Origin of the sequence: Amycolatopsis kentuckyensis (assembly GCF_041679295.1) — a bacterium.
Taxonomy (GTDB): domain Bacteria; phylum Actinomycetota; class Actinomycetes; order Mycobacteriales; family Pseudonocardiaceae; genus Amycolatopsis; species Amycolatopsis kentuckyensis_A.
In genome coordinates this window covers 307,028-330,687 of sequence record NZ_JBGDMD010000012.1, presented here as the reverse complement: position 1 = coordinate 330,687, position 23,660 = coordinate 307,028, and the positions used below count along the sequence as shown (strand labels likewise).

At 68.0% G+C, this 23,660-nt stretch carries 20 protein-coding genes; 14 read left to right on the top strand and 6 right to left on the bottom strand.

All coding sequences use genetic code 11. The features are described 5' to 3' along the window. Positions 1-1,603: 1,603 nt before the first annotated feature. Entirely contained in the window at positions 1,604-2,401 is a 798-nt protein-coding gene (locus ACERZO_RS41815; RefSeq protein ID WP_372671517.1) for a TIGR04255 family protein, read from the bottom strand. An 814-nt stretch (positions 2,402-3,215) separates the two neighbouring features. Here ACERZO_RS41815 and ACERZO_RS41810 point away from each other — a divergent pair. After that, positions 3,216-3,719, top strand: a complete 504-nt coding sequence (locus tag ACERZO_RS41810) for a SixA phosphatase family protein (protein ID WP_372671516.1) — start codon at positions 3,216-3,218, stop codon at positions 3,717-3,719. A gap of 90 nt (positions 3,720-3,809) precedes the next feature. Continuing rightward, positions 3,810-5,105 (top strand): alginate lyase family protein, encoded by a 1,296-nt coding sequence (locus ACERZO_RS41805; RefSeq protein WP_372671515.1) that lies wholly within the window; start codon positions 3,810-3,812, stop codon positions 5,103-5,105. A gap of 45 nt (positions 5,106-5,150) precedes the next feature. On the opposite strand, the gene ACERZO_RS41800 is transcribed toward ACERZO_RS41805, so the two are convergent. From ACERZO_RS41800 to ACERZO_RS41790, 3 genes are all read right to left on the bottom strand, one after another. After that, a complete protein-coding gene (locus ACERZO_RS41800) occupies positions 5,151-5,867 on the bottom strand; it encodes a S1 family peptidase (RefSeq protein ID WP_372671514.1) in 717 nt (238 codons plus the stop codon). A 674-nt stretch (positions 5,868-6,541) separates the two neighbouring features. Beyond that, on the bottom strand, positions 6,542-6,913 hold the full coding sequence (locus tag ACERZO_RS41795) for a hypothetical protein (RefSeq protein WP_372671541.1): 372 nt from the start codon (positions 6,911-6,913) through the stop codon (positions 6,542-6,544). Positions 6,914-6,935: 22 nt separating this feature from the next. Further along, positions 6,936-7,301 carry a hypothetical protein gene (locus ACERZO_RS41790; RefSeq protein WP_372671513.1) on the bottom strand — a complete coding sequence of 122 codons (366 nt, stop codon included), beginning with the start codon at positions 7,299-7,301 and terminating at the stop codon, positions 6,936-6,938. Between the two features lie 440 nt (positions 7,302-7,741). Between ACERZO_RS41790 and lanKC the strand changes: the two genes are divergently transcribed. The 4 genes from lanKC to ACERZO_RS41770 all read left to right on the top strand — a co-directional run bounded on the left by lanKC (position 7,742) and on the right by ACERZO_RS41770 (position 14,338). Next, positions 7,742-10,312: a class III lanthionine synthetase LanKC gene (gene lanKC / locus ACERZO_RS41785; RefSeq protein ID WP_372671512.1), complete on the top strand. Its 2,571-nt coding sequence runs from the start codon at positions 7,742-7,744 to the stop codon at positions 10,310-10,312. A gap of 37 nt (positions 10,313-10,349) precedes the next feature. Further along, the gene (locus ACERZO_RS41780; RefSeq protein WP_086673630.1) at positions 10,350-10,493 is read left to right on the top strand and encodes a SapB/AmfS family lanthipeptide; all 144 of its coding nucleotides are present in this window, start codon (positions 10,350-10,352) and stop codon (positions 10,491-10,493) included. Between the two features lie 129 nt (positions 10,494-10,622). Then, positions 10,623-12,290 carry an ABC transporter ATP-binding protein gene (locus ACERZO_RS41775; protein ID WP_372671511.1) on the top strand — a complete coding sequence of 556 codons (1,668 nt, stop codon included), beginning with the start codon at positions 10,623-10,625 and terminating at the stop codon, positions 12,288-12,290. After that, the gene (locus ACERZO_RS41770) at positions 12,287-14,338 is read left to right on the top strand and encodes an ABC transporter ATP-binding protein (RefSeq protein ID WP_372671510.1); all 2,052 of its coding nucleotides are present in this window, start codon (positions 12,287-12,289) and stop codon (positions 14,336-14,338) included. The genes ACERZO_RS41775 and ACERZO_RS41770 overlap by 4 nt, the downstream gene beginning before the upstream one ends. A gap of 233 nt (positions 14,339-14,571) precedes the next feature. Here the strand turns inward: ACERZO_RS41770 and ACERZO_RS41765 are convergent, their stop codons facing one another. Beyond that, positions 14,572-14,985: an acyl-CoA thioesterase gene (locus tag ACERZO_RS41765; protein WP_372671509.1), complete on the bottom strand. Its 414-nt coding sequence runs from the start codon at positions 14,983-14,985 to the stop codon at positions 14,572-14,574. After that, positions 14,979-16,259, bottom strand: coding sequence for a hydroxyacid-oxoacid transhydrogenase (locus ACERZO_RS41760; protein ID WP_372671508.1), 1,281 nt, complete (start codon positions 16,257-16,259; stop codon positions 14,979-14,981). The genes ACERZO_RS41765 and ACERZO_RS41760 overlap by 7 nt, the downstream gene beginning before the upstream one ends. A gap of 135 nt (positions 16,260-16,394) precedes the next feature. Between ACERZO_RS41760 and ACERZO_RS41755 the strand changes: the two genes are divergently transcribed. The 8 genes from ACERZO_RS41755 (at position 16,395) to ACERZO_RS41720 (ending at position 23,574) form a co-directional block, all read left to right on the top strand. After that, positions 16,395-18,053 carry a thiamine pyrophosphate-binding protein gene (locus tag ACERZO_RS41755; protein WP_372671540.1) on the top strand — a complete coding sequence of 553 codons (1,659 nt, stop codon included), beginning with the start codon at positions 16,395-16,397 and terminating at the stop codon, positions 18,051-18,053. Between the two features lie 214 nt (positions 18,054-18,267). Continuing rightward, positions 18,268-18,441: a hypothetical protein gene (locus tag ACERZO_RS41750; protein ID WP_372671507.1), complete on the top strand. Its 174-nt coding sequence runs from the start codon at positions 18,268-18,270 to the stop codon at positions 18,439-18,441. A 206-nt stretch (positions 18,442-18,647) separates the two neighbouring features. Continuing rightward, positions 18,648-18,851, top strand: coding sequence for a cold-shock protein (locus ACERZO_RS41745; RefSeq protein WP_086855961.1), 204 nt, complete (start codon positions 18,648-18,650; stop codon positions 18,849-18,851). Between the two features lie 64 nt (positions 18,852-18,915). Continuing rightward, complete coding sequence (locus tag ACERZO_RS41740) at positions 18,916-19,140, top strand: heavy-metal-associated domain-containing protein (RefSeq protein ID WP_372671506.1); 225 nt, start codon at positions 18,916-18,918, stop codon at positions 19,138-19,140. A 352-nt stretch (positions 19,141-19,492) separates the two neighbouring features. Continuing rightward, positions 19,493-20,527, top strand: coding sequence for an ATP-NAD kinase family protein (locus tag ACERZO_RS41735; RefSeq protein WP_372671505.1), 1,035 nt, complete (start codon positions 19,493-19,495; stop codon positions 20,525-20,527). Further along, positions 20,524-21,480 carry a thiamine pyrophosphate-dependent dehydrogenase E1 component subunit alpha gene (locus tag ACERZO_RS41730; protein WP_372671504.1) on the top strand — a complete coding sequence of 319 codons (957 nt, stop codon included), beginning with the start codon at positions 20,524-20,526 and terminating at the stop codon, positions 21,478-21,480. The genes ACERZO_RS41735 and ACERZO_RS41730 overlap by 4 nt, the downstream gene beginning before the upstream one ends. Before the next feature lie 13 nt (positions 21,481-21,493). Continuing rightward, positions 21,494-22,507: an alpha-ketoacid dehydrogenase subunit beta gene (locus ACERZO_RS41725; RefSeq protein WP_372671503.1), complete on the top strand. Its 1,014-nt coding sequence runs from the start codon at positions 21,494-21,496 to the stop codon at positions 22,505-22,507. After that, the gene (locus tag ACERZO_RS41720) at positions 22,504-23,574 is read left to right on the top strand and encodes an acetoin dehydrogenase dihydrolipoyllysine-residue acetyltransferase subunit (RefSeq protein WP_372671502.1); all 1,071 of its coding nucleotides are present in this window, start codon (positions 22,504-22,506) and stop codon (positions 23,572-23,574) included. The genes ACERZO_RS41725 and ACERZO_RS41720 overlap by 4 nt, the downstream gene beginning before the upstream one ends. The last annotated feature ends 86 nt before the right edge of the window (positions 23,575-23,660 follow it).

Here is a 23,660-nt window from a genome sequence, read left to right as displayed (position 1 = left end):
ATCAGCATCTGGCTTTGGCCAGATTTCGAGGTCGGCCAAGGGGGCACGACCTGACAGGTCGTCGATGTCCAGGATCTCGCTGCGGCGACAGCGTGAAAGCGGGAACTCGTCGTCGCTCCACAGTTGTGCCTCCACGCTTGCAACAGCTTCCCTGACCTTTGGATCTTGTGCTTCACGATCCGAAGGTTTGCATAGCCGGGCGAGCGCCTGAGCTAGGCCATTCCAGATATTATAGAGCTCAAAACTGTTAAAAGAGCCGGGCTGGTCGAAGTCGATAGAGTATAGGTAGTCGGCGACCTGGGCAGGAGTTTTCTCAATTTCTCCCCCTAGATTGAGAAAGTTGACCAGCCCTGGTCGCACTTCGCTGTCATCCTCATCGTCGTCGTCGAGATTGAATTCAGGAACTGAGCCTGCCTTCATGATTACGTGGACGATTAGATTAAGTGGCCGCGATGTCCAGTCCGGGGATTCAATCCGTACCTCTACGAGCTCCTGGAGCGCGCGTCCAAGTGGCGAGGTGGCACGATCGTACTTTTTCCGAATCTCAGAACTGAGCGGTCGAAGCCATGGATTTACTTCATCGGGGAAGGCAAATCTGCTGAAGCGCCTGCCGATCGCAAGGCCTACACGGCGAACTTCGTTTGCGTTTTTCTGGTCTACACCTTGGGCAACCAGAAAGTCTGTCAGTTTCGACTTCTCAATAGTTGCAATATACTCAAGGTCAATGAATGCGTCAGTGTGGTAGAAGGGTATTTCAATATATCGACTCTGTGCGCCGTCGCGTGCCTTTTTGGCTTCGCCTCCGGTTAGGAACTTGATGGCAGCAACGGAGATGTTCGGGCGATTTTCCAGAACGATGTCACAGGCCTGCGAGACTATTGCAACGCCATAAGGCGTCTTGTAATTATTCGCTCCATTGGAGATGATATTAATCTCTCGAATGGTGACAACATCTCCTTGTCGAAGCGTAGCGCAGCTGCGAATCGGCTCTGGTGTGGGCACGGCCGGTTCGTCCGTTGCTGCAGTAGCTTCGCGCTCGCTCACTCGTGCACTGCCCCCTCCGGGCCCGGTTCATAGCTTCTGTTGATGTCGTCGGGACGTGACGCATGCCTGCTTCTGATTTCGTCATACAGGCTTCGTCCATTTGACCTCGGAAGAAGCAGGTTTGCCTTTCTTTCGGCTGGCGACGTTCCTGGCAGGCTTGAAACTACAGAAGCGATCTCGGATAGCAACTCAAGATTCGAACTATTCATCTTCCCGCCGGCTGCCCAAAGGTGAGCCGCTCGACGCGATACGCCAAATAGACGAGCTAGTTGATCCCATGTTAAGGCTGTACTCTTTCGGATCTCTTGAATGAGAGAGGCGGGAGATTGTGTCTGCGATGATTCGTACTGCTCTGCTATAGTGGTAATAGCGAGGCTAGGTAAGACGATCTCGTGTTGATCACTGGAACGCTCAAGCCGACGAGACTGTCCATAGCCCGACGAGTATTCGAGGCCGACTAGTCGCGCGTTGGGCTCAACGGCGGTCCCGGTAATTGTCGTTGCGAACAGGCTTATCCCAATTACGCCGCTCTTTACGGCAGGAATCGAGACCGTTGCTGTCATACGTCCCCTCCGTACATTCGCAAAAAGTCGTCGTCGATCGCCCATCGAAAGAAGCTATATGCAATAGAGGCGAGGTCTGACATCTTTGTTGCCAGGCTCGCAGTATCAAATTCTATCTCACCCTCTTGGAATGCGTCTAAATCTAATATCCAACTCCGATTGCTCGAAGGAGATATAGCAGGATCGGTAGTTGCTCCGGGGGGCAAGTGTGCTGATCGTGCTAGAAGCTGCACGTCCCCTTTCTTGTATACGGCCTCGCTGAGAGAGTGATTGAGTTCGACACCCTTTGCGAGGGGCACCGCTCCGCCTCCCAGTGCGGCAAACTCGACATGGTCAGTGAGTTGGGAGTATTCATCGGATTTCTCAATGCGATTAACGTACCGAAATCCAATGCGCGAAGAGAAGGGAATCTTGACGGCAGAGTCAACGGCTTGTAGAACTTGTTCGAATCTACCGATAAAGTCTTTGCGCGATGTGTAATTTTTGACGTCGAGGGTGATAAAGGATTGCGAGAGTGACACCTTCCAGTTTTGATCTGCTGACTTAAACTGGTAAATCGTCCCACTCTCTTGCTGCATGGGGCCGCGCGGAGTTATTGCGAGTTGAAATTCTTTTTCGCGCGAATAGAGGGGGTAGTCGTCTGCCAGTCGCTCACCGACTCGGGTCACTACGTCGTCAATATTCAACTTGAGATGAGTAACTTCAGGCCAGCGAACCTGGGACAGCACCGTGATCAGCGGGGCGTGCGGGAGCAAGACCTCCTCGACGGGGGCCAGATCAAGTGGTCTATCCATCGAGACTCCTCATGCTTCACAGTCTACTTCACACATGAGTGTCACTCTTACTCGTTCAAGCGCATACCGCCAGTCAGCTCACAACTTGTCTCACTCAGTGGTACTACCCGGGTAGTGACGAACGTTCGGTTCTCGCTGCCGAATTTGGCTCTATGGGATCAAGAGGGCGCGCCGCCGGGCGGCGCGCCGGTCGCCTGGTGTAGCTGCTCGCGTTGGCGACCACGCCCGTGCCCGGCACGGCCGGCTCCGCTCCGCTCTGCCGACCGGCCGCGCGGCGTGGCCGCCTTCGATGCAGCTGCGCAGCGCCGCCGACCGACGGCGCGTCTATGCCATTCAGTCAACGTCGAGCCTCCCTCGCCGATGAGTCGTACAACCCGGGTCGCCGTCGGGCGCCACCGTGTTACGCCCGTTCGGCGGTAAGCACCATCCCGAAGCTTGATCGTGACAACGGCCGGTGACGCCGCGTCAAGGCTGGGAAGCGTGCCTTGACCCGACGCCACCGGCCGCGTGCTGGCTTCGTATCGGGATGGCGGGGGAGCTGTGGGCGGTACAGTGGGGACGCGCGAGCCGGTAACAGTGGCCGCGAAGAGGGCATGATCATCTCCCCGGTGTTCCCCCGGGAAACGACGCAGAACGACGAGAACCAGCGACCGACCATGATCGTCTCGCGCGGACGTTCATGCAGGTGAAGACTGGTATCGACAAATGACGAGAACTAGCCGCTGACCTGGGCTTATTCTCCGTAGGTTCTGGGTTCGAGCCCCAGGCGGCCCACCATTCCCGGCTTCATCGACCGGGGCGACAGGCGGTGAACATGGACGCGACGACCAGGCGGCTGATCGTCCTCCGGCACGCGAAATCGGACTGGTCCGACGACCTCCCCGACCACGAACGTCCCCTCGCTCCGCGTGGCATCCGCGACGCGCCCAAGCTCGGCCGCTGGCTCGCCGAAAACGGCTACCTCCCGCAGCAAGTCCTCTGCTCCACCGCTCGCCGTACGAGGGAAACCTGGGAGCGGGTCAGCGAAGCACTCTCAGAAAAGCCGCCGGTCGAGTACGACGATGACCTCTACGGTGCCGGTCCCGAAGAGTTCCTCAAAGCCGCCCGTCGGGTGCCGGTCGACGTCACCACGCTCGCCCTCGTCGGGCACGAACCCGGCGTCAGCGAACTGACCCTCGACCTCGCCGGCTACGGGGACGACACCCGCCTGGTCCAAGCCAAGTTCCCCACCGGCGCTGCGGCCGTGCTCGTCACCGCCGACACCTGGACGAACCTCGGCGCCGCGAAGCTCGAAGCCTTCTTCCGTCCCCGCGACTGACTTCGGCAAGGGCATTGCCGAAGCAGAGTTCACATGCGTACTCTCCATTCACTCACAGGTCTGATGTTCATATTTGTGAATGGAGCGGACATGGTTCTCCGCCACACCGTCGTGGCCGCGCTCGCCGTAGCGGGCATCGTCACCTCGACAACGACGCCCGCCGAGGCCGCGACGACGTCGCATGGCTGCACCGTCCCGGTCGTCGGGGCGATCTGCGCGCCGCAAACCGTCGTCCTCGACGGCACCCAGCTGCTGCGCACCAAGTTCGCCGCCCTCGTCGGGGACAAGACCGCCAAGACTGCCCTCGGCAACCTGCTCAAGCAGGCCAAGACCGACCTCACCACCGGGCCCTGGAGCGTCACCACCAAGAAGCAAGTCCCGCCCAGCGGCGACAAGCACGACTACCTCAGCCTCGCGCCCTACTGGTGGCCCACTACCCAGCCGACCGCCGAAAACCCCTGGGGCTGCCCGTTCGTGCAGAAGGACGGCCAGCGCAACCCGATCGTCGACGAGATCACCGACCACGCGTACCGCGGCGACGCCTTCGCCGCGATCTACCGGCTCGCCCTCGCCTGGTACTACACCGGCGACGCGCGCTACGCCCAGCGGGCGGCCCTCGACCTGCGTACGTGGTTCCTCGACGCGGCCACGAAGATGAACCCGAACATGAACTACGCCCAGGGCATCCCGTGCAAGGTGGACGGCCGCGGCATCGGCATCATCGAGTTCTCCTACACGCTCACCCAGGTCGTCGACGCCACCGCGATCCTCGCCACCGGCGCCCCCGGCTGGACGAACACCGACCAGGCCGGCATGACCGGCTGGTACACGCAGTTCCTGACCTGGCTGCGCACCAGCAAGAACGGCACCGACGAGGCCAAGGCCCAGAACAACCACGGCAGCTTCTACGACATGCTCGCCGCGGCGCTCGCGCTCGGCACCGGGCAGCGGGACCTGGCGAAGACGATCACCCAGGACGCCGGCCCGAACCGGATCGCGCCGCAGATCAACGCCGACGGCTACCAGCCCGCCGAAGCCAGCCGGACGCGCAGCTGGCACTACTCCAACTTCAACCTCGTCGCGCTGACCCGGCTCGCGCAGATCGGCAAGCACGTCGGCGTCGACCTGTGGCACTACACCGCACCCAGCGGCGCGACGCTCTTCAAGGCGGTCGACTTCCTGATCCCGGGTGCGACGACCGGGCAGTGGCCCTACCCCGAGCTGGACTTCCGGCAGTACGCCGCGCTCGACGTCCTGCACGCGGCGGCCGACGCCGGCGACAAAGCGGCGCGGACGGCGTTGCCGCGCGTGCCCGTCCAACCCGGCGGTGACCTCTACCCGGTCCGGCCCGCCGCGGAACAGCTCGACGACATTTCGACGTCCTGAGCAGAAAGGGCCCGGCCGACCGGCCGGGCCCTTTCCCGCGGGAAATCAGACGCCCGCGACCTGCGAAATCCAGCTGCGATAACGCGTGATGTTCGTGTACGCCGTGTTGTTCGACCGGTCGCTCGTCGACGCGACGCCGACCTGACGGCCGGAAGCGAACATCGGGCCGCCCGAGTCGCCGCCGGCGGTGATGCCGTTGACGCGGTTCGCGCACACCGCGACGCCGCCGGTGTAGTCGCTGCAGCCGATCGAATTGACGCGCACCGTCGCGACCTTCAGGTACCGCGACTGGCAGTTGATCTCGGAGCCGCACTGGCTGGTCGCGCCCCAGCCGTAGACCGAGACGTTCTGGTCGACCGAGACGTCGCCGACGCTGCCGAGCGGCGAATAGGTGGCGTTCACGGAGGTTGTGAGCCGGACGATCGCCAGGTCGGCGCTGCCCGGGTACCGCGTGATGGTGGAGCCGGTGGCCATCGTCCCGCCGCTGGACTGGTCGAGGCTGCCGATCCGGAACGTGTACGTCCCGGAGCTGCTGACGCAGTGCTTCGCGGTCAGGATGTACTGGGGCGCGATGATCGTCGCGGTGCAGTTCTGCTGGCCGTTGACGAACAGCCGGGCCGCCCACGGACCGCTCGTGGCGGTGCTGCCACCGATGATCGACGGCTGGGCCTGCGGGGTGGTCTGGGCCGCCGCCGGGCCGCCGAGGCCGACAACGGCCAGCGCGGTACTCGCGGCCAGCAGCACGAACTTGCCGAATTTCACGCTCACTCCTTTTCGTGCGGAGAACCCGCACGGGAAAGCCGGTGGGGACCGAACGAGAAGAGTGTCCGAGTTTTCGGGGAATGTCCGGAACCGACGAAAGTCCGGTGGCGTCCGTATTTATTTCGCGGAATGGACTACGTGCTGTTCCCGTACTGTTCCGCGCTCAACCCACGGGTGGACACCCACTTCAATCCGGAGCTTGAGAACTCCGGCGCCGCGCCGCCCTGGCGTGCTGCTGCTCGCCGCCTACTGCGTCACCCGCGCGCTCGAGAACCCGAGGTGGCTGGTGTGGGCCGGGCTGTCCGTGGGGCTCGGGTTTCTGACGAAGATGCTCGGCGCCCGGTCCGCTGCGGCTGTTCGACGCCGAGGTCGGCGGGCAGATCGCGTGGCCGCTGCCACTCGCGCCGGTGTCCGAAGGCGGTACGTACGGCGCGGACCCGTTCCTGCTGAACACTGACGCTCGACTCGCGCCGCTCGGCGGTTACCTCGGCTTCAGTCCGGCGCCGTCGGCGGCCGATCTGCCGCGGCGCCTCGAGGCAGCGGACGTCAGCCGCCGCGACCGACGCCGGCGAGCTCACCCGGCGGATCGGGTGGGAGGCGAAGAACTGCCGTCCGGTGCCGCCGGCGCTGATCGGCCCGGACGCTGCCGGCGCGGGGTGCTGTTCGACTGCGGGTCAGGCGGTGACCTTGGCCGGTGCGGTGCGGCGCAGCCAGTACAGGCCGACGACCGGCAGCACCAGCGGGATGAACAGGTAGCCCTCGCCGTAGACCGACCAGACGGTCGGGTGCCGGAACGCGGCCGCGTCGACCAGGCTGAGGGTGCCGATGGTCAGCACGCCGAGCAGCTCGATGGAGCACGCGGTGAGGGCGACGCGCCACCAGGCGTCGCCGCGCTTGGCCAGCGCGATCGTCGCGACGATGTAGACGACCGCGGCGAACGCCGAGAGCAGGTAGGCCAGCGGGGCTTCGTGGAACTTCGTGCCGATCTGGACCCCGGCGCGCGACGTCGCGGCCAGCGCGAAGATCGCGTACACGGCGACGAGCACCCGTCCGGGGCCGGAGGCCGTCCTACGCTGTTGCTCCACTCCACACCTCGTTCAGTCGCAGCACCATCACCGGGATGGCCAGGCAGGCGATGCCGAGCACGACGGTGCTCGACCGGCTCCGCTCGGCCAGTGCCCAGGCGGCGCCGACGGGCAGCACGACCAGGCAGCCGATCAGGTAGGCCAGGTAGGTCGCCAGGCTGCCCGGCCGGTCGCCGCCGGCGAGCAGCACGATCCCGATCACCAGCTGGACGACCAGCAGTGCCTCGACGACCGCGACCCCGATCAGGAGCGGGTTGTCCGGCAGCCGGTTGCGGGCCGACTGGACGAAGCTCCAGAGCGCGACGAGCGTCGCCGCTCCGGCGACCGTCACGGCGAATCCGAAGATCACCCGTTCCTCCTTCCGGTCCGCCGGCCGCCAACTTACTCCGTGGTACCGGCGGGTCCGTCGGCCGAGGTGCCCGGGGCGTGGCCTGGGCCACCTGGCCCGCTCCACAGTGGACAACGTGGTGTGCCCGTGCTTGGAAAGTTGATCACCGGAAGACGTTGATGGCATTCTGCCAATTCGCTGGTTTATTCCGGGTAATCCTGGTGTGGACCTGGGGGAATCTCGTAAAAAGCTTCGTGTTACACCCCGACAGGGTGGTTGGCGATCAGTCAAGAATCACGCTGGGTTCGGCTACCGACTGGTAAGTGACCTTTTTGCCTACCTCGGATAGCCCAGTTGAACCGCCGGGTTGGCGGATAGGCGCGAGGCCGTCCGGCATGGGGGAATATTCCTCGTCCCGGAGCCGCGGCGCCCCGGGAGAACGCACGAAGGGGAATCTTCCGATGGACCTGCGCTACGAAGCTTACTGCTTCGCCGACCCGTTGTTCTACGACGAACAACAGGAAATCGGTGCGCCGGTCGACGATTTCGCCCAGGCGCTGCCGGCGCCGGCCGGCTGGATCACCGCCGATCGCGGGGTCTGGCGAGCGCTGAGCCCCGAAGGCCGACGGCTTCCCGGCCAGGGGTGGAAAATCCACGTTTCCGCTGGTCTGGACAACGCGCGGCGCGTGCTCGTGCAGGTGCACGAGTACTGTGTCGAGCACCGGATCTCCTACAAGCACCTCCGCTCGCCGATGATCCTGCTCGCCCGGAATTCGAAATACGCTCCCCGTGACGGCAGCGCCAAGCTGATCACCATTTACCCGGCTGACGAGGACGAGCTGGAGCGTGTTCTGGAAGATCTGGCGGTCCGGCTCGAAGGTGAACACGGTGCCTATATCCTCAGCGACCTCAGATACGGCACCGGCCCGCTCTACGTCCGTTACGGCGGATTCGCCGAACAGTGGGTGGAGCACGACGGCAACCGCGTCCTGGCGATCCGCAAGCCGGACGGCAGGCTCGTCCCCGACAAGCGGGAACCGACGTTCTCCGTCCCCGACTGGGTGAAGATTCCGGCCTGTCTGCAGAGCAGCGTCGCCGCGCGCAAGGGTGGCGACCCGGACCAGTTCCCCTACCGCGTGACGCGTTCCCTGCACTTCTCGAACGGCGGCGGCGTGTACCTGGCCGACCCCAAAGCGGGCGGCGACGAGGTCGTCCTCAAGGAAGCCCGGCCGCACGCTGGCCTGGACAAAGCGCGCATCGACGCCGTCCAACGCCTGCGCCGCGAGCACGAGGTGCTCGACCGGCTGGCCGACGTCCCCGGCGTGCCGCGGGTGTTCGAGCACTTCACGGTCTGGGAGCACCACTACCTGGCCATGGAGTACATGCCGGGCAACTCGCTGGGCAACTGGCTGGCGCGCAACTACCCGCTGACCAGGCGCGGCACGACGGACGCCGACCTCGCCGCGTACGCCAAGCGCGCGTTGGACGTCGTCGCCCGCGTCGAGCGGACGGTCGAGGCGATCCACGCTCGCGGTATCGTCTTCGGCGACCTGCACCCGCTGAACATCCTCATCGACGAGGACGACGACGGCCGCATCTCCCAGATCTCCTTGATCGACTTCGAGATGGCCTTCGACGTCGAGTCCGGCGACCGCCCGGCGCTGGGCGCGCCGGGGTTCCGCGCCCCGGCCGACCGCACCGGCTTCGAGATCGACGAGCACGCGATCGCGGCGTTGCGGCTGTGGCTGTTCCTGCCGCTCTCGCAGCTGATGGAGCTCGCGCCGTCGAAGCTGCGCGGCATCGCCGACTTCGCCGAACGACGGTTCGCGCTGCCCGCGGGGTACGCGGACGCCGCAGTCGCGGTGCTGGCCCCGCGTGACGTACCCGCGGAGCCGGCACCGGTCCACACGGAGCTCGACCAGTCGAAACCCGACTGGCCGCTGGTCCGCAAGCAGATCGCCGAGGCGATCCTGGCCAGCGCGACGCCCGAGCGCCAGGACCGGCTGTTCCCCGGCGACATCGAGCAGTTCCGGGTCGGCGGCGCCTGCTTCGGCGTCGGTGCTGCGGGCGTCCTGCACGCCCTCGACGTCATCGGCGCCGGCCGGTTCCCCGAACACGAGCGCTGGCTGATCGACTCGGTCCGCCGTGAACCGCCGACCCGGCCCGGCTTCTTCGACGGCAGCTACGGCATCGCCTACGTGCTGGAGAACTTCGGCCACCACGCCGAGGCGACCAAGCTGCTGGCGTCGTCCGCGGGGCTCGTCGAGCAGACGACCGACCACGCCCTGGAGGGTGGCCTCGCCGGCATCGGGCTGACGATGCTGCACTTCGCGACGGTCCGCCAGGACAACGAGTTCGGCCGCCAGGCGCTGACCACGGCCGTCCGGCTGGCCGAGGCGCTGGAAACGGCGGCGCCGCCGGGGAACTTCGCCCGCGCCGGCCTGCTGTCCGGCTGGTCCGGACCCGCGTTGCTGTTCATCCGGCTCTTCGAGCGCACGGGCGAGCCGGCGTGGCTGTCCTTCGCCGACCAGGCACTGACCCGCGACCTCGAAGAATGCGTCGAGTCCGACGACGGCTCACTGCAGGTCCGCGACGGCGCGGCCCGCACGTTGCCCTACGCCGGCATCGGCAGCAGCGGAATCCTGCTGGTCGCCGAGCAGCTGGCCCGCCACCGCCCGGACGCCGAAGCCTGCGAGAGCCTCCCCGGCCTGCGCGAATCGTGCCGCGGCGAGTTCGTCATCCACCCCGGCCTGCTGTTCGGCCGGTGCGGGCTGGCAGTCGCGCTGGGCATGGACCCGGACCCCTCGCAGCCGATCCGCGCGGCGATCGACCTGCACCTGGCGCGGCTGGCCTGGTACGCGGTGCCGTTCAAGGGGGGACTCGCCTTCCCCGGCAACCAGCTGCTGCGCCTGTCGATGGACGTCAAGACCGGCAGCGCGGGGATCCTCCTCGCGCTCGCCGCCCTCCTGGACGGCAAGGAGGTGCTGCCCTTCCTGGGCGGCACGCCGTCCCCCCAGACCACCGGTCGCTGACCGGCGGACCCCGAAGGAAACGAAGGAAGGAAGTTCGATGGAACTCGTTCTGGACCTGCAGGCCATGGAGACCCCCGAGGTGCTCGACGGCGGCCACGGTGGCGGTGGCGGCGGCACGTCGAACCTCAGCCTGCTGGCCTCCTGCGCCGACAGCACCATCAGCCTGCTGACCTGCCACTGACCCTGGCGGATCGCCGGCAAGTAGTGCCGAGGTGAAGGGTGCGGGAGCGGCACAGGCCAAGTGCGCCGCTCCCGCCTCTTCATTCTGGCCCCGGTACCGCCTCGGCGGTACCTCGTCCGAAGGAGTGAGATGCGCGGCCCCGCCGATCGGTTGCTGGCCAGGGTGGCCGGACTCGATCGCCCCCGGCTCGCCGCCGTCGTGGGTACCGCGCTGGTCGCCACCGCGGCCGGCCTGCTCCTTCCCGGCGCGCTCGCGGCAGCGGTCGACAGCGTTGTCGCGGGCCGCCGGAGCTGGCCCGAGGTCTCGTGGCTGCTGCTGGTCGGCGGCGCGGAGATCGCGGCCGACGTCGTGGGCGGCATCCTGACCACACGTCTGACGGCGACGGCGTCAGCCTGGCTGCGCCGCACGGTGTCCGACAAGCTCTTCGCGCTCGGTGCCCGTTCCCGCTTCGCCGAGGGCGACGCGATCAGCCGCCTCACCGGCGACTGCGTCGGCGCGGGCGGAATCGTGACGATCGTCGTCCAGTGCGGCTCGATGCTGGTCATCTCCACCGGCGCCGTCGTGCTGCTCGCTCTTCTGGATTGGCGGCTCGCACTCGTCTTCTTGGGCAGCATCCCGTTCGCGTTGCTGCTGGCCCGCAGCCACCTCCGCCGCACCGCCGACGACGTCCTCACCTACCAGCGGGTTTCCGGCGAATTGGCCGCCCGGATGGTCGACGCGGTCGCCGGCCTCCGCACCATCGCCGCGTCCGGCACCGCCGACCGTGAAGCCGAGCGGGTCCTGCGTCCCTTGCCGAAGCTGACGCTCGCCGGCCAGGGCCTCTGGCGCACCCAAGCCCGGATGGTCTGGCGCGCCGGCCTGCTGACGCCGGCGGTGGAGCTGTCCGTGTTGGCCGCGGCGGGCTTCGGCGTCCTCGCGGGCCGGCTCAGCATCGGCGACGTCGTGGCCACCCTCGGCTACGTCGCACTCGGCCTCGGCCTGGTCACCCAGATCCCGCTGCTCACCATGCTGTCCCGGGCGCGCGGCTGCGCCGAGCGGCTCAACGAGGTTCTCGACGAACCCGAACCGGTGCCCGGCAAGCTCCCACTGTTGCCCGGCGACGGCACCGTCGACCTCCGCCACGTCGGCATCACGGGCGCGCTGACGGAGATCGACCTCCGCATCGACGGCGGCACGTTCGTCGCGGTCGTCGGCCGTTCGGGAGCGGGCAAGTCCGCGCTGGCCGCCGTGCTCGGCGGGCTGAGCACACCCGACGAAGGTCAGGTCCTCCTCGACGGCCGCCCGCTCGAGCGCCTCCGCCGCGAGGAGCTGCGCGCGGTCGTCGGCTACGCCTTCGAACGGCCCGCGCTGCTCGGCGCCACGGTCGCCGACGCCGTCGGCTACGGCTCCTGGGCCGGCGAGTCCGCCATCCGCAACGCATGCCGGATCGCGCAGGTCGACGAGGTCGTCGTCCGCCTGCCCAGCGGCTACCACACGCCCTTGACCGAGACGCCGCTTTCCGGCGGCGAAGCCCAGCGGCTCGGGCTGGCCCGCGCGATCGTGCACAACCCGCGCGTCCTGATCTTCGACGACGCCACTGCCAGCCTCGACACGGTCACCGAGGCCGCGGTCGAGCGCGCCGTGGCCAGCGCGTTGCCCGGACGTACGCGCGTCGTCGTGACCCATCGCGCCGGCACCGCTGCCCGAGCCGACCTGGTGGTCTGGCTCGAGGAGGGCCGGATCCGCGCGGTGGCCCCGCATGCCGCGCTCTGGCAGGAGCCCGGATACCGGGGCGTGTTCACGGAGGACGACGAGTGAGCCTGCGCCGGTTGTACTGGTCCGCTCTCGCCGGGCAGTGGCGTGGCGGTGTCGTGCTGCTCGTGTGTTCGCTGCTCGAAGGCGTACCCGCCTTCTTTTCGGGTCGGCTGGTCGAGCTGTCCGTGGACCGCGGGTTCTCGGTCGGCGACCCGGCCGCCGGCCTCGGCTGGCTGGCGTTGTTCGGGCTGGCCGCCGTACTCGGCGCGTTCGGTGCGCGGATGGTGTGGCACCAGCTCGGCAAAGTGGTCGAGCCGCTGCGGGACGCCTTGGTGACCGCCGTCGTCCGCGGGGTGCTGCACGACGAGTCCCCACCGCGCAACCAGCCGGACTCCAGCGGCGTCGCCCGGATCACCCAGCACGTCGAGGTGGTCCGCGACGCGACCGCAGGCCTGCTCGTCCAGGCCCGCGGCATGCTGGTGACCACGGCCTCCGCGCTAGCCGGGCTCGTGACGGTCGCCGGCGCGCTGGTCCTCCCGGTCGCGGTGCCGGTGGTTGCTTCGCTGGTCGCGTTCGTCTGCCTCCTTCCCTCCCTTGCCCGTCGGCAGCGCGCCTTGGCGCTCGCCGACGAGCACACGGCCGCGACGGCCGGTGCGTCGCTGGCCGGGATGCGCGACATCGTGGCCTGTGGCGCCGAGCCGATCGCCGCGCTGGCGATGTACAACGCGGTCGACAAGCAGGCGAACGCCGCGATCCGGGTAGCGCGGGCGAGTGCCCTCCGGTCGCTGGTCATCTCCCTCGGCGGGTTCGTCCCGTTGTTGCTCGCGCTCGCGTTGGCGCCAGGCTTGGTGGCTCGTGGTGAACTGACCGCGGGCGCGGCTTTGGGCGCGCTGGTCTACCTGGCCACGACGATGCAGCCCGCCCTTCGCGGACTCGCGGCCACCGCAGGCACCGTCGTCCTCCGGTTGCTGGTCGCACTCCGCAGGCTGGCGGAGACGGCCGCGCTGCCTGACGTGTCCGAGGGCACGGCGACCCCGCGGGGCACCGACGTCCAGGTCACCGGCCTGACGTTCGGCTGGGGTGCGACCGCCGAGCCCGTGGTCCGCGGGTTGGACCTGAGTCTGCGGCCGGGGGAGCACCTCGCCGTCGTCGGGCCGAGCGGCATCGGCAAGTCGACATTGGCCGGCTTGCTGACGGGGATGCTGACGCCGCAGGAGGGTCGGGTACTGCTGGGTGGCGTTCCGGTCCGGGACGTGCCCGCGGCACTCCGCCACGAGCTCGTGGCGCTGATCCCACAGGAGGCTTACGTCTTCGCGGGAACCGTGCGGGACAACGTCGGCCTCTTTGCTTTGTCCGCTTCGGACGACGAGCTGTCGTCAGCTTTGGACGCGGTGGGCGCGGGCGCGTTGGTGCAGCGCCTTGGCGGCCTCGACGCCGAAATCGGTCACGGCGGCGAAGGAATCTCCGCAGGCGAAGCGCAGATGCTCGCGCTGGCCAGGGTCTACGCCAGTTCGGCGGAATTCGTGATCCTCGATGAAGCCACCTCCCATCTCGACCCGGTGTCGGAAGCCCGTGCGGAGCGGGCCTTCGCCGCGCGGGGTGGTGTTCTGGTTGTGATCGCGCATCGGCTTTCGTCGGCTCTGCGCGCGGATCGCGTGCTCGTCATGGACGGTCGTGAGACCGCTTTGGGCGGCCACGCCGACCTGATGACCAGGTCGGCGCGGTACGCGGAACTCATGCAGGCCTGGACGACACCGGTGGCTGGGGATTCAGCCACCGGTGCCGTCCCGGACGGGGACGCAGACCGCCGACCGGCCCCCGGTACCGGGGGCCGGCGGCCTGCAGACAGAGGTGGGGCCGTTGGCGGGGCGCCTACCGGCAACGGACCCTTGACCAGTGCGCCTCCGTCACTGGGCATGGCAACTGCGGCCGCCGCCGGGGCGCCTTCCGGCGACGGAGCTGCAGCTGCGGTTGGTCCGCGGGTTGACACGGAGTCCGTGGCCGACATGCCTGCCGGCGACGGGTCCGCGCCCGGGTTGCCTTCTCACAACGGTGCCACCGGATCGACGCCTAGGTCGCCATCCGTGTCGCGAGCCGCTCGAGTGAGCTGACCACCCGTCCACTGTGGACCGATCTCATGCGCTTCCCAGCTTATCGCCGTCGTGGAGGTGCGGAAGCCCTCGATGCGAATCTGTGGACAACTCGCCGATCTGAGGACTACTTGTGGATAACTCGCGGCGATCGACCGGTTCTGTCGGTGCCGTCGTGCATGATCGGAAGTGCGGGAAGAACCCGCCCGGAAACCGGCACCGTCAACGAGGAGGTGAATCGCCGGCGGTGGACGTCATCCGGGCTGTAGTGCTTCCAGCGCCTCACGCAGCTTGCCGGAGACCGGTGTCGGCCGGCGGGACTCGCGGTCCACGAAGACGTGCACGAAGTGCCCTTCCGCGACCAGGGACTCGTCGGCGGCGTACATGCCGATCTCGTAGCGCACGCTGGACTTCCCGAGGTTCGCCACGCGCAAACCCACCCGCAACGCTCCAGGAAAGGAAACCGATGAGTGATACCCGCAGTGCGACTCGACGCACAGCCCGATCACCTCCCCGGCTTCGATGTCGAGACCGCCCTGTTCGATGAGCCACGTGTTGATCACGGTGTCCATCAGCGAGTAGTGCACCACGTTGTTGACGTGCCCGTAGACGTCGTTGTCCTTCCAACGCAACGGAACCGTCTGCCAGTGCGGGTACCCCGTCACCACAGCGACACCGACTCGCGCAGGATGCCGGACAGGTCGTCCGCGGATGCCTCGCGGGGTGCGGTCGCCAGCAACCGTTGCTGCTTCAGCGTTCCCTCGACCAGCGAGTCCACATCGGACTCCGTGTAGCCGACGGCGCCGATGCCGTCCGGGATGCCGATCTGGCGCATCAGGTCGATCAGCACCGCGGGCAGGTGGTCGGCGAAGTCGCCGGGCCACTCGAAGTCGGGCGCCAGCAGGCGGGCGACGCGCAGGTGGCGGTCCGGTGCCGCGTCGAAGGTGAAGCGGAACGCGGCGGGCGCGGTCAGGGACACGGCCATGCCGTGCGGCACCATGGGCTCTTCGCCCGGGTAGCCGTCCGGGTGGAAATCGCGGACCTGGCCGGCGATCGGGTACGCGTTGGCGTGCGGGATGTGCACGCCGGCGTTGCCGAAGCCGAGCCCGGCGAACGTCGCGGCCAAGGCCATGGCTTCGCGCGCCTTGAGGTCTTCGCCGTCGCGCACGGCGGCGGGGAGGGCCCACGACAGCAACCGCAGCGACTGCTCGGCGAACATGTCGGCCAGCGGGTTCGAACCGCAGTACGGCACGCGCTGCTCCGGGCGCTTGCGCTCGAACTCGGTGTACGGCTTCGCGGTGTAGCTCTCCGCGGCGTGGCAGAGGATGTCCATGCCGCTGGCGGCGGTCACCCCGGCCGGCTGGCTGACGGTGAGGCGCGGGTCGACGACGGCGAGGGTGGGGCGCAGCCGCAGGTGGCTGATCCCGCTCTTGACGCGCAGGGAAAGCACGTCGAGGACGCAGACCGTGGTGCTCTCCGAACCGGTGCCGGTGGTGGTGGGGACCGCGACCAGCGGCTTCAGCGGGCGATCCGGCGCGCGGCCGCCGCCGACCGGTGCGTTGACGTAGTCCATCAGCTCGCCGTCGTTGCTGGTCAGCAAGTTGGCGGCCTTCGCGGTGTCGATGGCCGACCCGCCGCCGACGGCGACGAAGGCGTCGTACGGGCCGGTTCCGCGCGCGAAGTCAACCGCCTTCTGCATGCTGACATCGGTGGGCTCGACGTGTACGCCGTCGAAGATCTCGGTCTCGATGCCGTAACCCGCGATGCCGTCGGCGATGCGGCGCGGCCAGCCGGTCGCGGCGACCTGTGGATCCGTCACGACGAGCACGCGGTGCGCGCCGTACTGGGTCAGGTCGTAGCCGATCTCGTCGCTGGCGCCGGTGCCGTACTTCAACGCCGGTGCGCCATAAGTAAAAACGGTTTCATGTTCGGTCGCGGTCAAGACTGCGGTCCTCGCTCCCTTGATCGGCTAGCAGTCGGTCAAAGCGGACATTCAGTCCATCCTTACCGGGTTTCGGCGAAGATCACTTGACTGCACTGAACGGTGCCCGCCTAAGCTCTCCTCATTAGATACCAACTGGGAGCGACCGTCGCCCAGACGGCCGTGCGGATCCTGACCGAGGCGCGTGTCCGCCGTGTGTACGCGGTGGTCGGTGAGTCCTTCCTCGAGCTGCTCGACGCCTTGCAGCGCGAACGGGAGATCACCGTGGTCTCGGCGCGTCACGACGCGGGCTCGGCCTTCATGGCGGAGGCCGAAGGCAAGCTCACCGAACGGCCGGCCGTGCTGCTCGCCAGCCGGGGGCCGAGCGCGGCGAGCCTGGCTATCGGCGTCCAAACGGCGTACCAGGACGAGACGCCGATGGTCGTGCTGCTGGAGACGCCGGCGAGCGAACCGGTGCCGTCGTCGTCGGGGGAGCTGCCGACCTCGGACCTGACGGCCATGTTCGAGTCGATCGCCAAGTCGACGCTGCGGGTGACCGACCCGGACAGCCTGCCGAGCCTGCTCGCGCACGCGCTGACGACGTCGCAGGAGGGGCGGCCGGGGCCGGTTGTGCTCGGCGTGCCCTGCGACGTCTGGGGCATGCCCTACGACGCGGCGAAGCCGATGGCGCGGGTTCGGCCGCCGGCGTCGGGCACGCTGGGCCGTTCGGCGGACGCCGTCGCGCAGCTGGTGGACGAGGCGAAGTACCCCGTAGTGATCGTCGGTGGGCGGGCGCGGTCCGCGCGCGACGAGCTGATCGCCGTCGCCGACGAGCTCGCGCTGCCCGTCTACAACGCCTTCCGGCGGCAGGACGCCTTCCCTGAGAACCACGCGCGGTATGCCGGTCACCTCGGGCTCGGCATTCCCGCGCGTCAGCTGGACGCCTTGGAACGTGCGGACCTGGTGCTCGCGCTCGGCACGCAGCTCGACGAGGTGACCACGCAGGCCTACCGCTACCCGACCGCCCAGCAGACGTTGGTCATGGTCGGCACCGGGATCGACGTCAGCCCGAAGCGGCGCGGCCTTACCTTCCGGGTCGACTCGGAGGTCGAGCCGTTCCTGCGAGAGCTGCGTGAGGTCGCTTCGCCGCGGACGCGGCGGGCGTCGGCGGCCAACGCCGCCGTCCACACCTTCATGACGCCGCCGGACACCAGCGGCAACACGCGGGTGCACCCCGTCGACGTCGTCCGCGCGCTGCGGAAGCTCGCGCCCGAGGACACCATTGTGACCAGCGATGCGGGCAACTTCGCGCAGTTCATGCACCGGTACTGGTGCTTCACCGCGCCGCGCAGCCAGCTCGGGCCGAGCAACGCCGCGATGGGCTACGCCGTGCCGGCCGCCGTGGCGGCGAAGCTGGCCGAGCCGCGGCGGACCGTCGTCGCCATGGTCGGCGATGCCGGTACGTTGATGACGGGGCAGGAGATCGAAACGGCCGTCCGGTACCGGGCGCCGGTGATGGTCGTCGTTTTCCAGAACGGCGTGCACGGCGCGCTCGCCATGCACCAGGCCCGCACGCACGGGCGGCTGTCCGGCGTGTCCATCCCGCTGACCGATTTCGCGTCGTGGGCGCGTGGACTCGGCGCCGCCGGGTACACGGTGGACGATCGGGAGGAGCTCGAGCCGATCATCGCCAGCGCGCTGGTGCGGCAGCGGCCGTGCGTCATCGACGTGCGCACGGACCCGGACGTCGTGACCCCCGACGTGCGGCTTTCGGCCCTGCTCGGGCAGGCCCGTCCGCAACCTCCCGCCCAGTAAGGGTTTTGCTCGGTTTCGCTTCGGGAAACGCCGGGAAAGTTGTGTGGTAGCACAGCGATGGCTCGGGTAATCTGACGGTGTTCCGGTGGTGGTTCGCCGCTGAACGTTCCCGGCCGGGTCCCGGCGGGAGACAACCGGTTTCTGTCGGTGCCGCATGGCACCATCGCGGTCATCACCCGCAGGCAAGCGGGTAGGGAACGAGGGGAGTTTCGACGTGACCGAACACCAGCACGCATCCGAAGCAGCGCGGAAGTCCTCCGGCGTCGTGCCGGTGCTGTTCAGCGCCAGTGCCGAGGCCCACGACGACGCCGTCGTCGCCGCGGAGCACGACACCGCGTGGCGCTCGCCGTTTGGCGGGGAAGGGCTGCGTCCGGCGAGTGGCGAATAGCTCACCCCGCCCGGGTGAAGACCGCTTGTCCGCCCTGCTCAAGGTGTGCTTTACTGGTCATGGTCTCGATTTTTGTGTTCGTGTTGAGTCACGCTCGCAGAACTCAGCGGGCGTAGTGTCTCCTCGCCGAGGAAGCAAACCGTCCGGGTGTTGACCCGGGTCGCCGAAGTGGCTTCCTGTTTTTGTGTTGCATATGGAGATTTTTGATGACTCAGGGCACTGTGAAGTGGTTCAACTCCGAGAAGGGGTTCGGCTTCATCACCCCCGACAACGGTGGCGGCGACGTCTTCGTTCACTACAGCGAGATCCAGGGTAGCGGCTTCAAGAGCCTCGAGGAGAACGCTCGCGTCGAGTTCGAGATCGGCCAGGGCCAGAAGGGCCCGCAGGCCACGTCGGTCACCGTGATCTGACTTTGATCTTGGGAAAGGGCCGTCACCCGTTCGGGGTGGCGGCCCTTTTCGTATGCTGCGCACCATGATCGAGCACGGTTACACCGTCTCCGGGATGAGCTGCGGACACTGCGCCCAGTCGGTCACCGAAGAACTCACCGGCCTGCCGGGAGTGACCGAAGTGGACGTCGACGTCGCGACCGGCCGGGTGGTCGTTCGCGCCGAGACGGCCTTGGCGGAGGACGACGTGCGTGACGCGGTCGAAGAGGCCGGCTTCACCTATGAGGGCACAGCGAGTCTCGTCTCGTAGCCTTTCGCCAGGGGTTCGCCCTCGGTTGGTTCTTCTCCGGCGGTCCGGTCTCCAGGTTGGACAGTCCATTGGAGATCGAAACGCCGGTGTGACGTTCGGCTCAGTCGAGCGGCGCGGTGCGGTCGGCGCGACCGGAATTGGGGCGGCCGCCGGTCGGTGGAGTCGGCACCGGGGGCAGCGGCAGAACGTGGCGCGGCCGTGACCGACGTCGGTGCGGTCGCCGCCGGACGGCCACCACGCCGGGGGCACGGCGGCGACACCGTCATCCTGCACACTGCAACGCCCTGCAACCCTTCCGCTACCACCCGGTTCCGGGATCTCCTGTCCTCCAGTGGCAGTCTCAGGAGGTCAGGTGGGCGAAACGGTGGCGGGGATCGTCGCGAATCCGGCTTCGGGGCGGGACATCCGCCGGCTGGTCGCGCAGGCTTCCGTGTTCCCCACCGCGGAAAAGGCCAACATGGTGCAGCGGCTGCTGGCCGCCTTCGCCGTCACCGGGCTTGACCGGGTCCTCGTCTCCACCGATCTCGGGGGCATCTCCGCCTCCGTTCTCAAAGCCCTCGGGCGGGGCGGGAACTGGCCCCAAGTCGACTTCTGTGACGACTACCCGCTCACGGGCACCGCCGCCGATACGACCAATGCCGTGCGGCGGATGGTCGAGGCCGGGGCCGGGGTCATCGTTGTCCTCGGCGGGGACGGCACCGCTCGCGTTGCCGCTGCTGCCTGCGAGGACGTGCCGATTCTCGCCCTTTCCACCGGGACCAACAACGCTTTCCCGCAGATGCGGGAGGCGACCGTCGCCGGGTTGGCGGCCGGGCTCATCGCCTCCGGGGAGGTCGATCCCGATCTCGTCACCCACCGCGTCAGCGTGCTCGAAGTCGTCACCAAAGCGCGGCGGGAGATCGCGCTCGTCGACGTCTGCGTCTCGCTCAGCCGGCACATCGGAGCCCGGGCGCTGTGGGATCCGTCCTCGCTGACCGAGCTCTACTGCACCTTCGCCGAACCCGACGGCATCGGCCTCTCCAGCGTTCCAGGACAGCTTTGCCCGAGCCCACGTTCCAGCCCGACAGGCGTTGCGTTGCAGCTCGGGCCCGTCGGGGAGACGCCGTACGTCGTGCACGCACCCATCGCGCCCGGGCTCGTTCGGCCCGTCGGGGTTCGCGGGTGGGGCGTTCTCGAACCCGGCGTGCGCGTCGAACTCGCCGCCGCCGGGGGCGTCATCGCGCTCGACGGCGAGCGCGAACTCGAACTCAAGACCGGCGAAAGCGCCTTCGTCGAGCTCAAGCCGGACGGTCCCTGGGTCGTGGACGTCCGGGCGGCGATGGCGGAGGCCGCACGGAAAGGGCTGTTGCGCACGGAAACCGAGCTGGGGAAGGAGCGTCGAAGATGACGGACACCCTGCGGGAGGCGTATCGCGTGATGCGCACCATCCGGGCCTTCGAAGAGCGCGTGCACGAGGAGTTCGCGACCGGCGAAATCCCCGGGTTCGTGCACCTCTACGCCGGTGAGGAGGCCTCCGCCGCAGGGGTCTGCGCCCACCTCGACGACCGGGACGCCATCGCCAGCACCCACCGCGGCCACGGCCACTGCATCGCCAAGGGCGTCGACGTCAAAGCCATGATGGCCGAGATCTACGGACGCAAGACAGGATCCTGTCACGGCAAGGGCGGCTCGATGCACATCGCCGACCTCTCGAAGGGCATGCTCGGCGCGAACGGCATCGTCGGCGGCGGGCCGCCGCTCATCTGCGGCACCGCCCTCGCCGCCAAACAACAGCACACCGGCGGCGTCGGCGTCGCCTTCTTCGGCGACGGCGCCAGCAACCAGGGCACGACGCTGGAAGCGCTCAACCTCGCCTCCGTCTGGGACCTGCCCGCGATCTTCATCGCCGAGAACAACGGCTACGCCGAAGCGACCGCGAGCACCTGGTCCGTCGCCTCGGACAACATCGCCGACCGCGCCGCCGGGTTCGGGATGCCCGGCGTGATCGTCGACGGATTCGACTTCTTCGCCGTCCACGAAGCCGCCGGTGAAGCCGTCGAACGCGCCCGCGGCGGCGGGGGCCCGACGCTCATCGAAGTCAAGTTCACCCGCTACTACGGGCACTTCGAAGGCGACCAGCAGACCTACCGCGCCGGCGAAGTCGCCAACGCCCGCGCGAACCTCGACTGCCTCAAGAGGTTCCGAACCCGCGTCACCGAAGCCGGTGAGCTGGACGAACAGGTCCTCGACGACATCGACGCCGAGGTCGCGAAGCTCATCGAAGACGCCGTCTCCGAAGCGAAGGCCGCGCCGAAACCCACGAAGGACGACCTCGAAACCGACGTCTACGTGTCGTACTGAGGGAGCGCACGTCATGGTCAGGACGATCAGCTACCGCGAGGCCATCAACGAGGCACTCGCCCAGGAGATGGCACGCGACGAGTCGGTCATCGTCATGGGCGAGGACAACGCGGGCGGCACCGGCAGCCCCGGCGAGGACGACGCCTGGGGCGGTGTCCTCGGCGTCACCAAGGGCCTCTTCCACCAGTTCCCCGGCCGCGTGCTCGACACGCCGATCTCCGAGTCCGCCTTCGTCGGCGCGGCGATCGGCGCCGCGACGCGCGGGCAGCGGCCGGTCGCCGAGCTCATGTTCATCGACTTCATGGGCGTCTGCTTCGACCAGATCTTCAACCAGGCCGCCAAGTTCCGGTACATGTTCGGCGGCAACGCGCGCACTCCGGTGGTGATCCGCACGATGTACGGCGCCGGCCTGCGCGCCGCGGCGCAGCACTCGCAGTGCCTGTACCCGATCTTCACGCACATCCCCGGCCTGAAAGTCGTCGTCCCGTCGAGCCCGTACGAGGCGAAAGGCCTGCTCATCCAGGCCATCCGCGACGACGACCCGGTGATCTTCTGCGAGCACAAGGCCCTCTACGACACCAGCGGCGACGTCCCCGAGGACAGCTACACGATCCCCTTCGGCGAGGCGAACGTCGTCCGCGACGGCGGTGACGTCACGATCGTCGCGTTCGGCCGCATGGTCGCCGTCGCCGAAGAAGCGGCGAACGAACTGAAGAGCAACGGGATCGAAGCCGAGATCATCGACCCGCGCACCACCAGCCCGCTCGACACGGACACGATCCTGGAGAGCGTCGAGAACACCGGACGCCTGGTCGTCGTCGACGAAGCCTCGCCGCGTTGCAACCTCGCCACCGACGTCTCCGCGCTCGTCGCGAAGGAGGCGTTCGGCTCGCTGCGGGCCCCGATCGAGATGGTCACGCCGCCGCACACGCCCGTCCCGTTCTCCGACGCGCTCGAGGACCTCTACATCCCCGACGCGCAGAAGGTCATCAACGCGGCGAAGGCGGTCGTGGAGTACCGGCGATGATCCAGCCGGTCACGATGCCCAAGTGGGGCCTCTCGATGGAACGCGGCCGGATCACCGGCTGGTTCGTGCAAGAAGGCGACGAGGTCAAGGCGGGTGACGACCTCGCCGACATCGACACCGACAAGATCAACGGCACCCTCGAATCCCCGGGCGACGGCGTCCTCCGGCGCGTGGTCGCCGCGGCCGGGGAGGAGGTGCCCGTCGGCGGCACCATCGCGCTGATCGCCGAAAGCGCGACACCGGACAACGAACTCGACGAAGCCGCGAGACGAGCCCGCGAGGAGATCGACTCGGGGACAACCGAGCAGCCGGAAGGTCCGGTCACCGGCTTCGTCGAGGTCGACGGCCGCAAGCTCGCGTACGCGACCATGGGCACCGAAGGCGACGACATCGTCCTGGTCCACGGCTACGGCGGAGACAAGAACTCCTGGCTGTTCGTGCAGGAACCCCTCGCGAAAACGCACGTCGTCCACGCCCTCGACCTGCCCGGACACGGCGAATCGACCAAGGACGTCGGCGACGGCTCCCTCGACACCCTCGCCGACGCGGTCCTCGGCTTCCTCGACGCCCGGGGCATCGCCAAGGCCCACCTCGTCGGGCACTCGCTGGGCGGCGCGGTCGTCACGAAAGCGGCCGCGAAAGCGCCCGAGAAGATCGAAAAGCTCACGCTCATCGCCCCGGCCGGCTTCGGCACCCCGATCAACGCGGCCTACCTGCGCGGATTCGCGCGCGCGACCACCCGCCGCGAGCTGAAACCGCACCTCACCGCGCTGTTCGCCGACCCCGCCCTGGTCACCCGCCAGCTGGCCGACGACCTGCTCAAGTACAAGCGCCACGACGGCGTCGGCAAAGTCCTCACGATCCTGCTGGACACGCTCCTCGACGGCGACGAGCAAGCCATCGACGCAGCTCACCTGCTGTCCACAGTGGACGTACCGAGCAAAACCGTGTGGGGTAGGCAAGACGCCGTCCTGCCGCCCGGACCCGCGGACGTCCACGTCGACGACGCCGGGCACCTGGTCCACCTCGAAGCCCCGGGCGCCGTGATCACCGCGATCACGGGCTGACCCACCCCGCCTCCGGTGGCTCTTGGCCCCGCCGGAAGGCACCGAAGGGCTCTTCGCCGGCACCTCCCCGGCCGGCGAAGAGCCCT

Bases quoted from the DNA above. Each gene is read 5' to 3' on its own strand.
- ACERZO_RS41815 (WP_372671517.1), bottom strand. From the start codon at position 2,401: ATGGATAGACCACTTGATCTGGCCCCCGTCGAGGAGGTCTTGCTCCCG.
- ACERZO_RS41810 (WP_372671516.1), top strand. From the start codon at position 3,216: ATGGACGCGACGACCAGGCGGCTGATCGTCCTCCGGCACGCGAAATCG.
- ACERZO_RS41805 (WP_372671515.1), top strand. From the start codon at position 3,810: ATGGTTCTCCGCCACACCGTCGTGGCCGCGCTCGCCGTAGCGGGCATC.
- lanKC (WP_372671512.1), top strand. From the start codon at position 7,742: ATGGACCTGCGCTACGAAGCTTACTGCTTCGCCGACCCGTTGTTCTAC.
- ACERZO_RS41780 (WP_086673630.1), top strand. From the start codon at position 10,350: ATGGAACTCGTTCTGGACCTGCAGGCCATGGAGACCCCCGAGGTGCTC.
- ACERZO_RS41775 (WP_372671511.1), top strand. From the start codon at position 10,623: ATGCGCGGCCCCGCCGATCGGTTGCTGGCCAGGGTGGCCGGACTCGAT.
- ACERZO_RS41745 (WP_086855961.1), top strand. From the start codon at position 18,648: ATGACTCAGGGCACTGTGAAGTGGTTCAACTCCGAGAAGGGGTTCGGC.
- ACERZO_RS41740 (WP_372671506.1), top strand. From the start codon at position 18,916: ATGATCGAGCACGGTTACACCGTCTCCGGGATGAGCTGCGGACACTGC.
- ACERZO_RS41730 (WP_372671504.1), top strand. From the start codon at position 20,524: ATGACGGACACCCTGCGGGAGGCGTATCGCGTGATGCGCACCATCCGG.
- ACERZO_RS41725 (WP_372671503.1), top strand. From the start codon at position 21,494: ATGGTCAGGACGATCAGCTACCGCGAGGCCATCAACGAGGCACTCGCC.
- ACERZO_RS41720 (WP_372671502.1), top strand. From the start codon at position 22,504: ATGATCCAGCCGGTCACGATGCCCAAGTGGGGCCTCTCGATGGAACGC.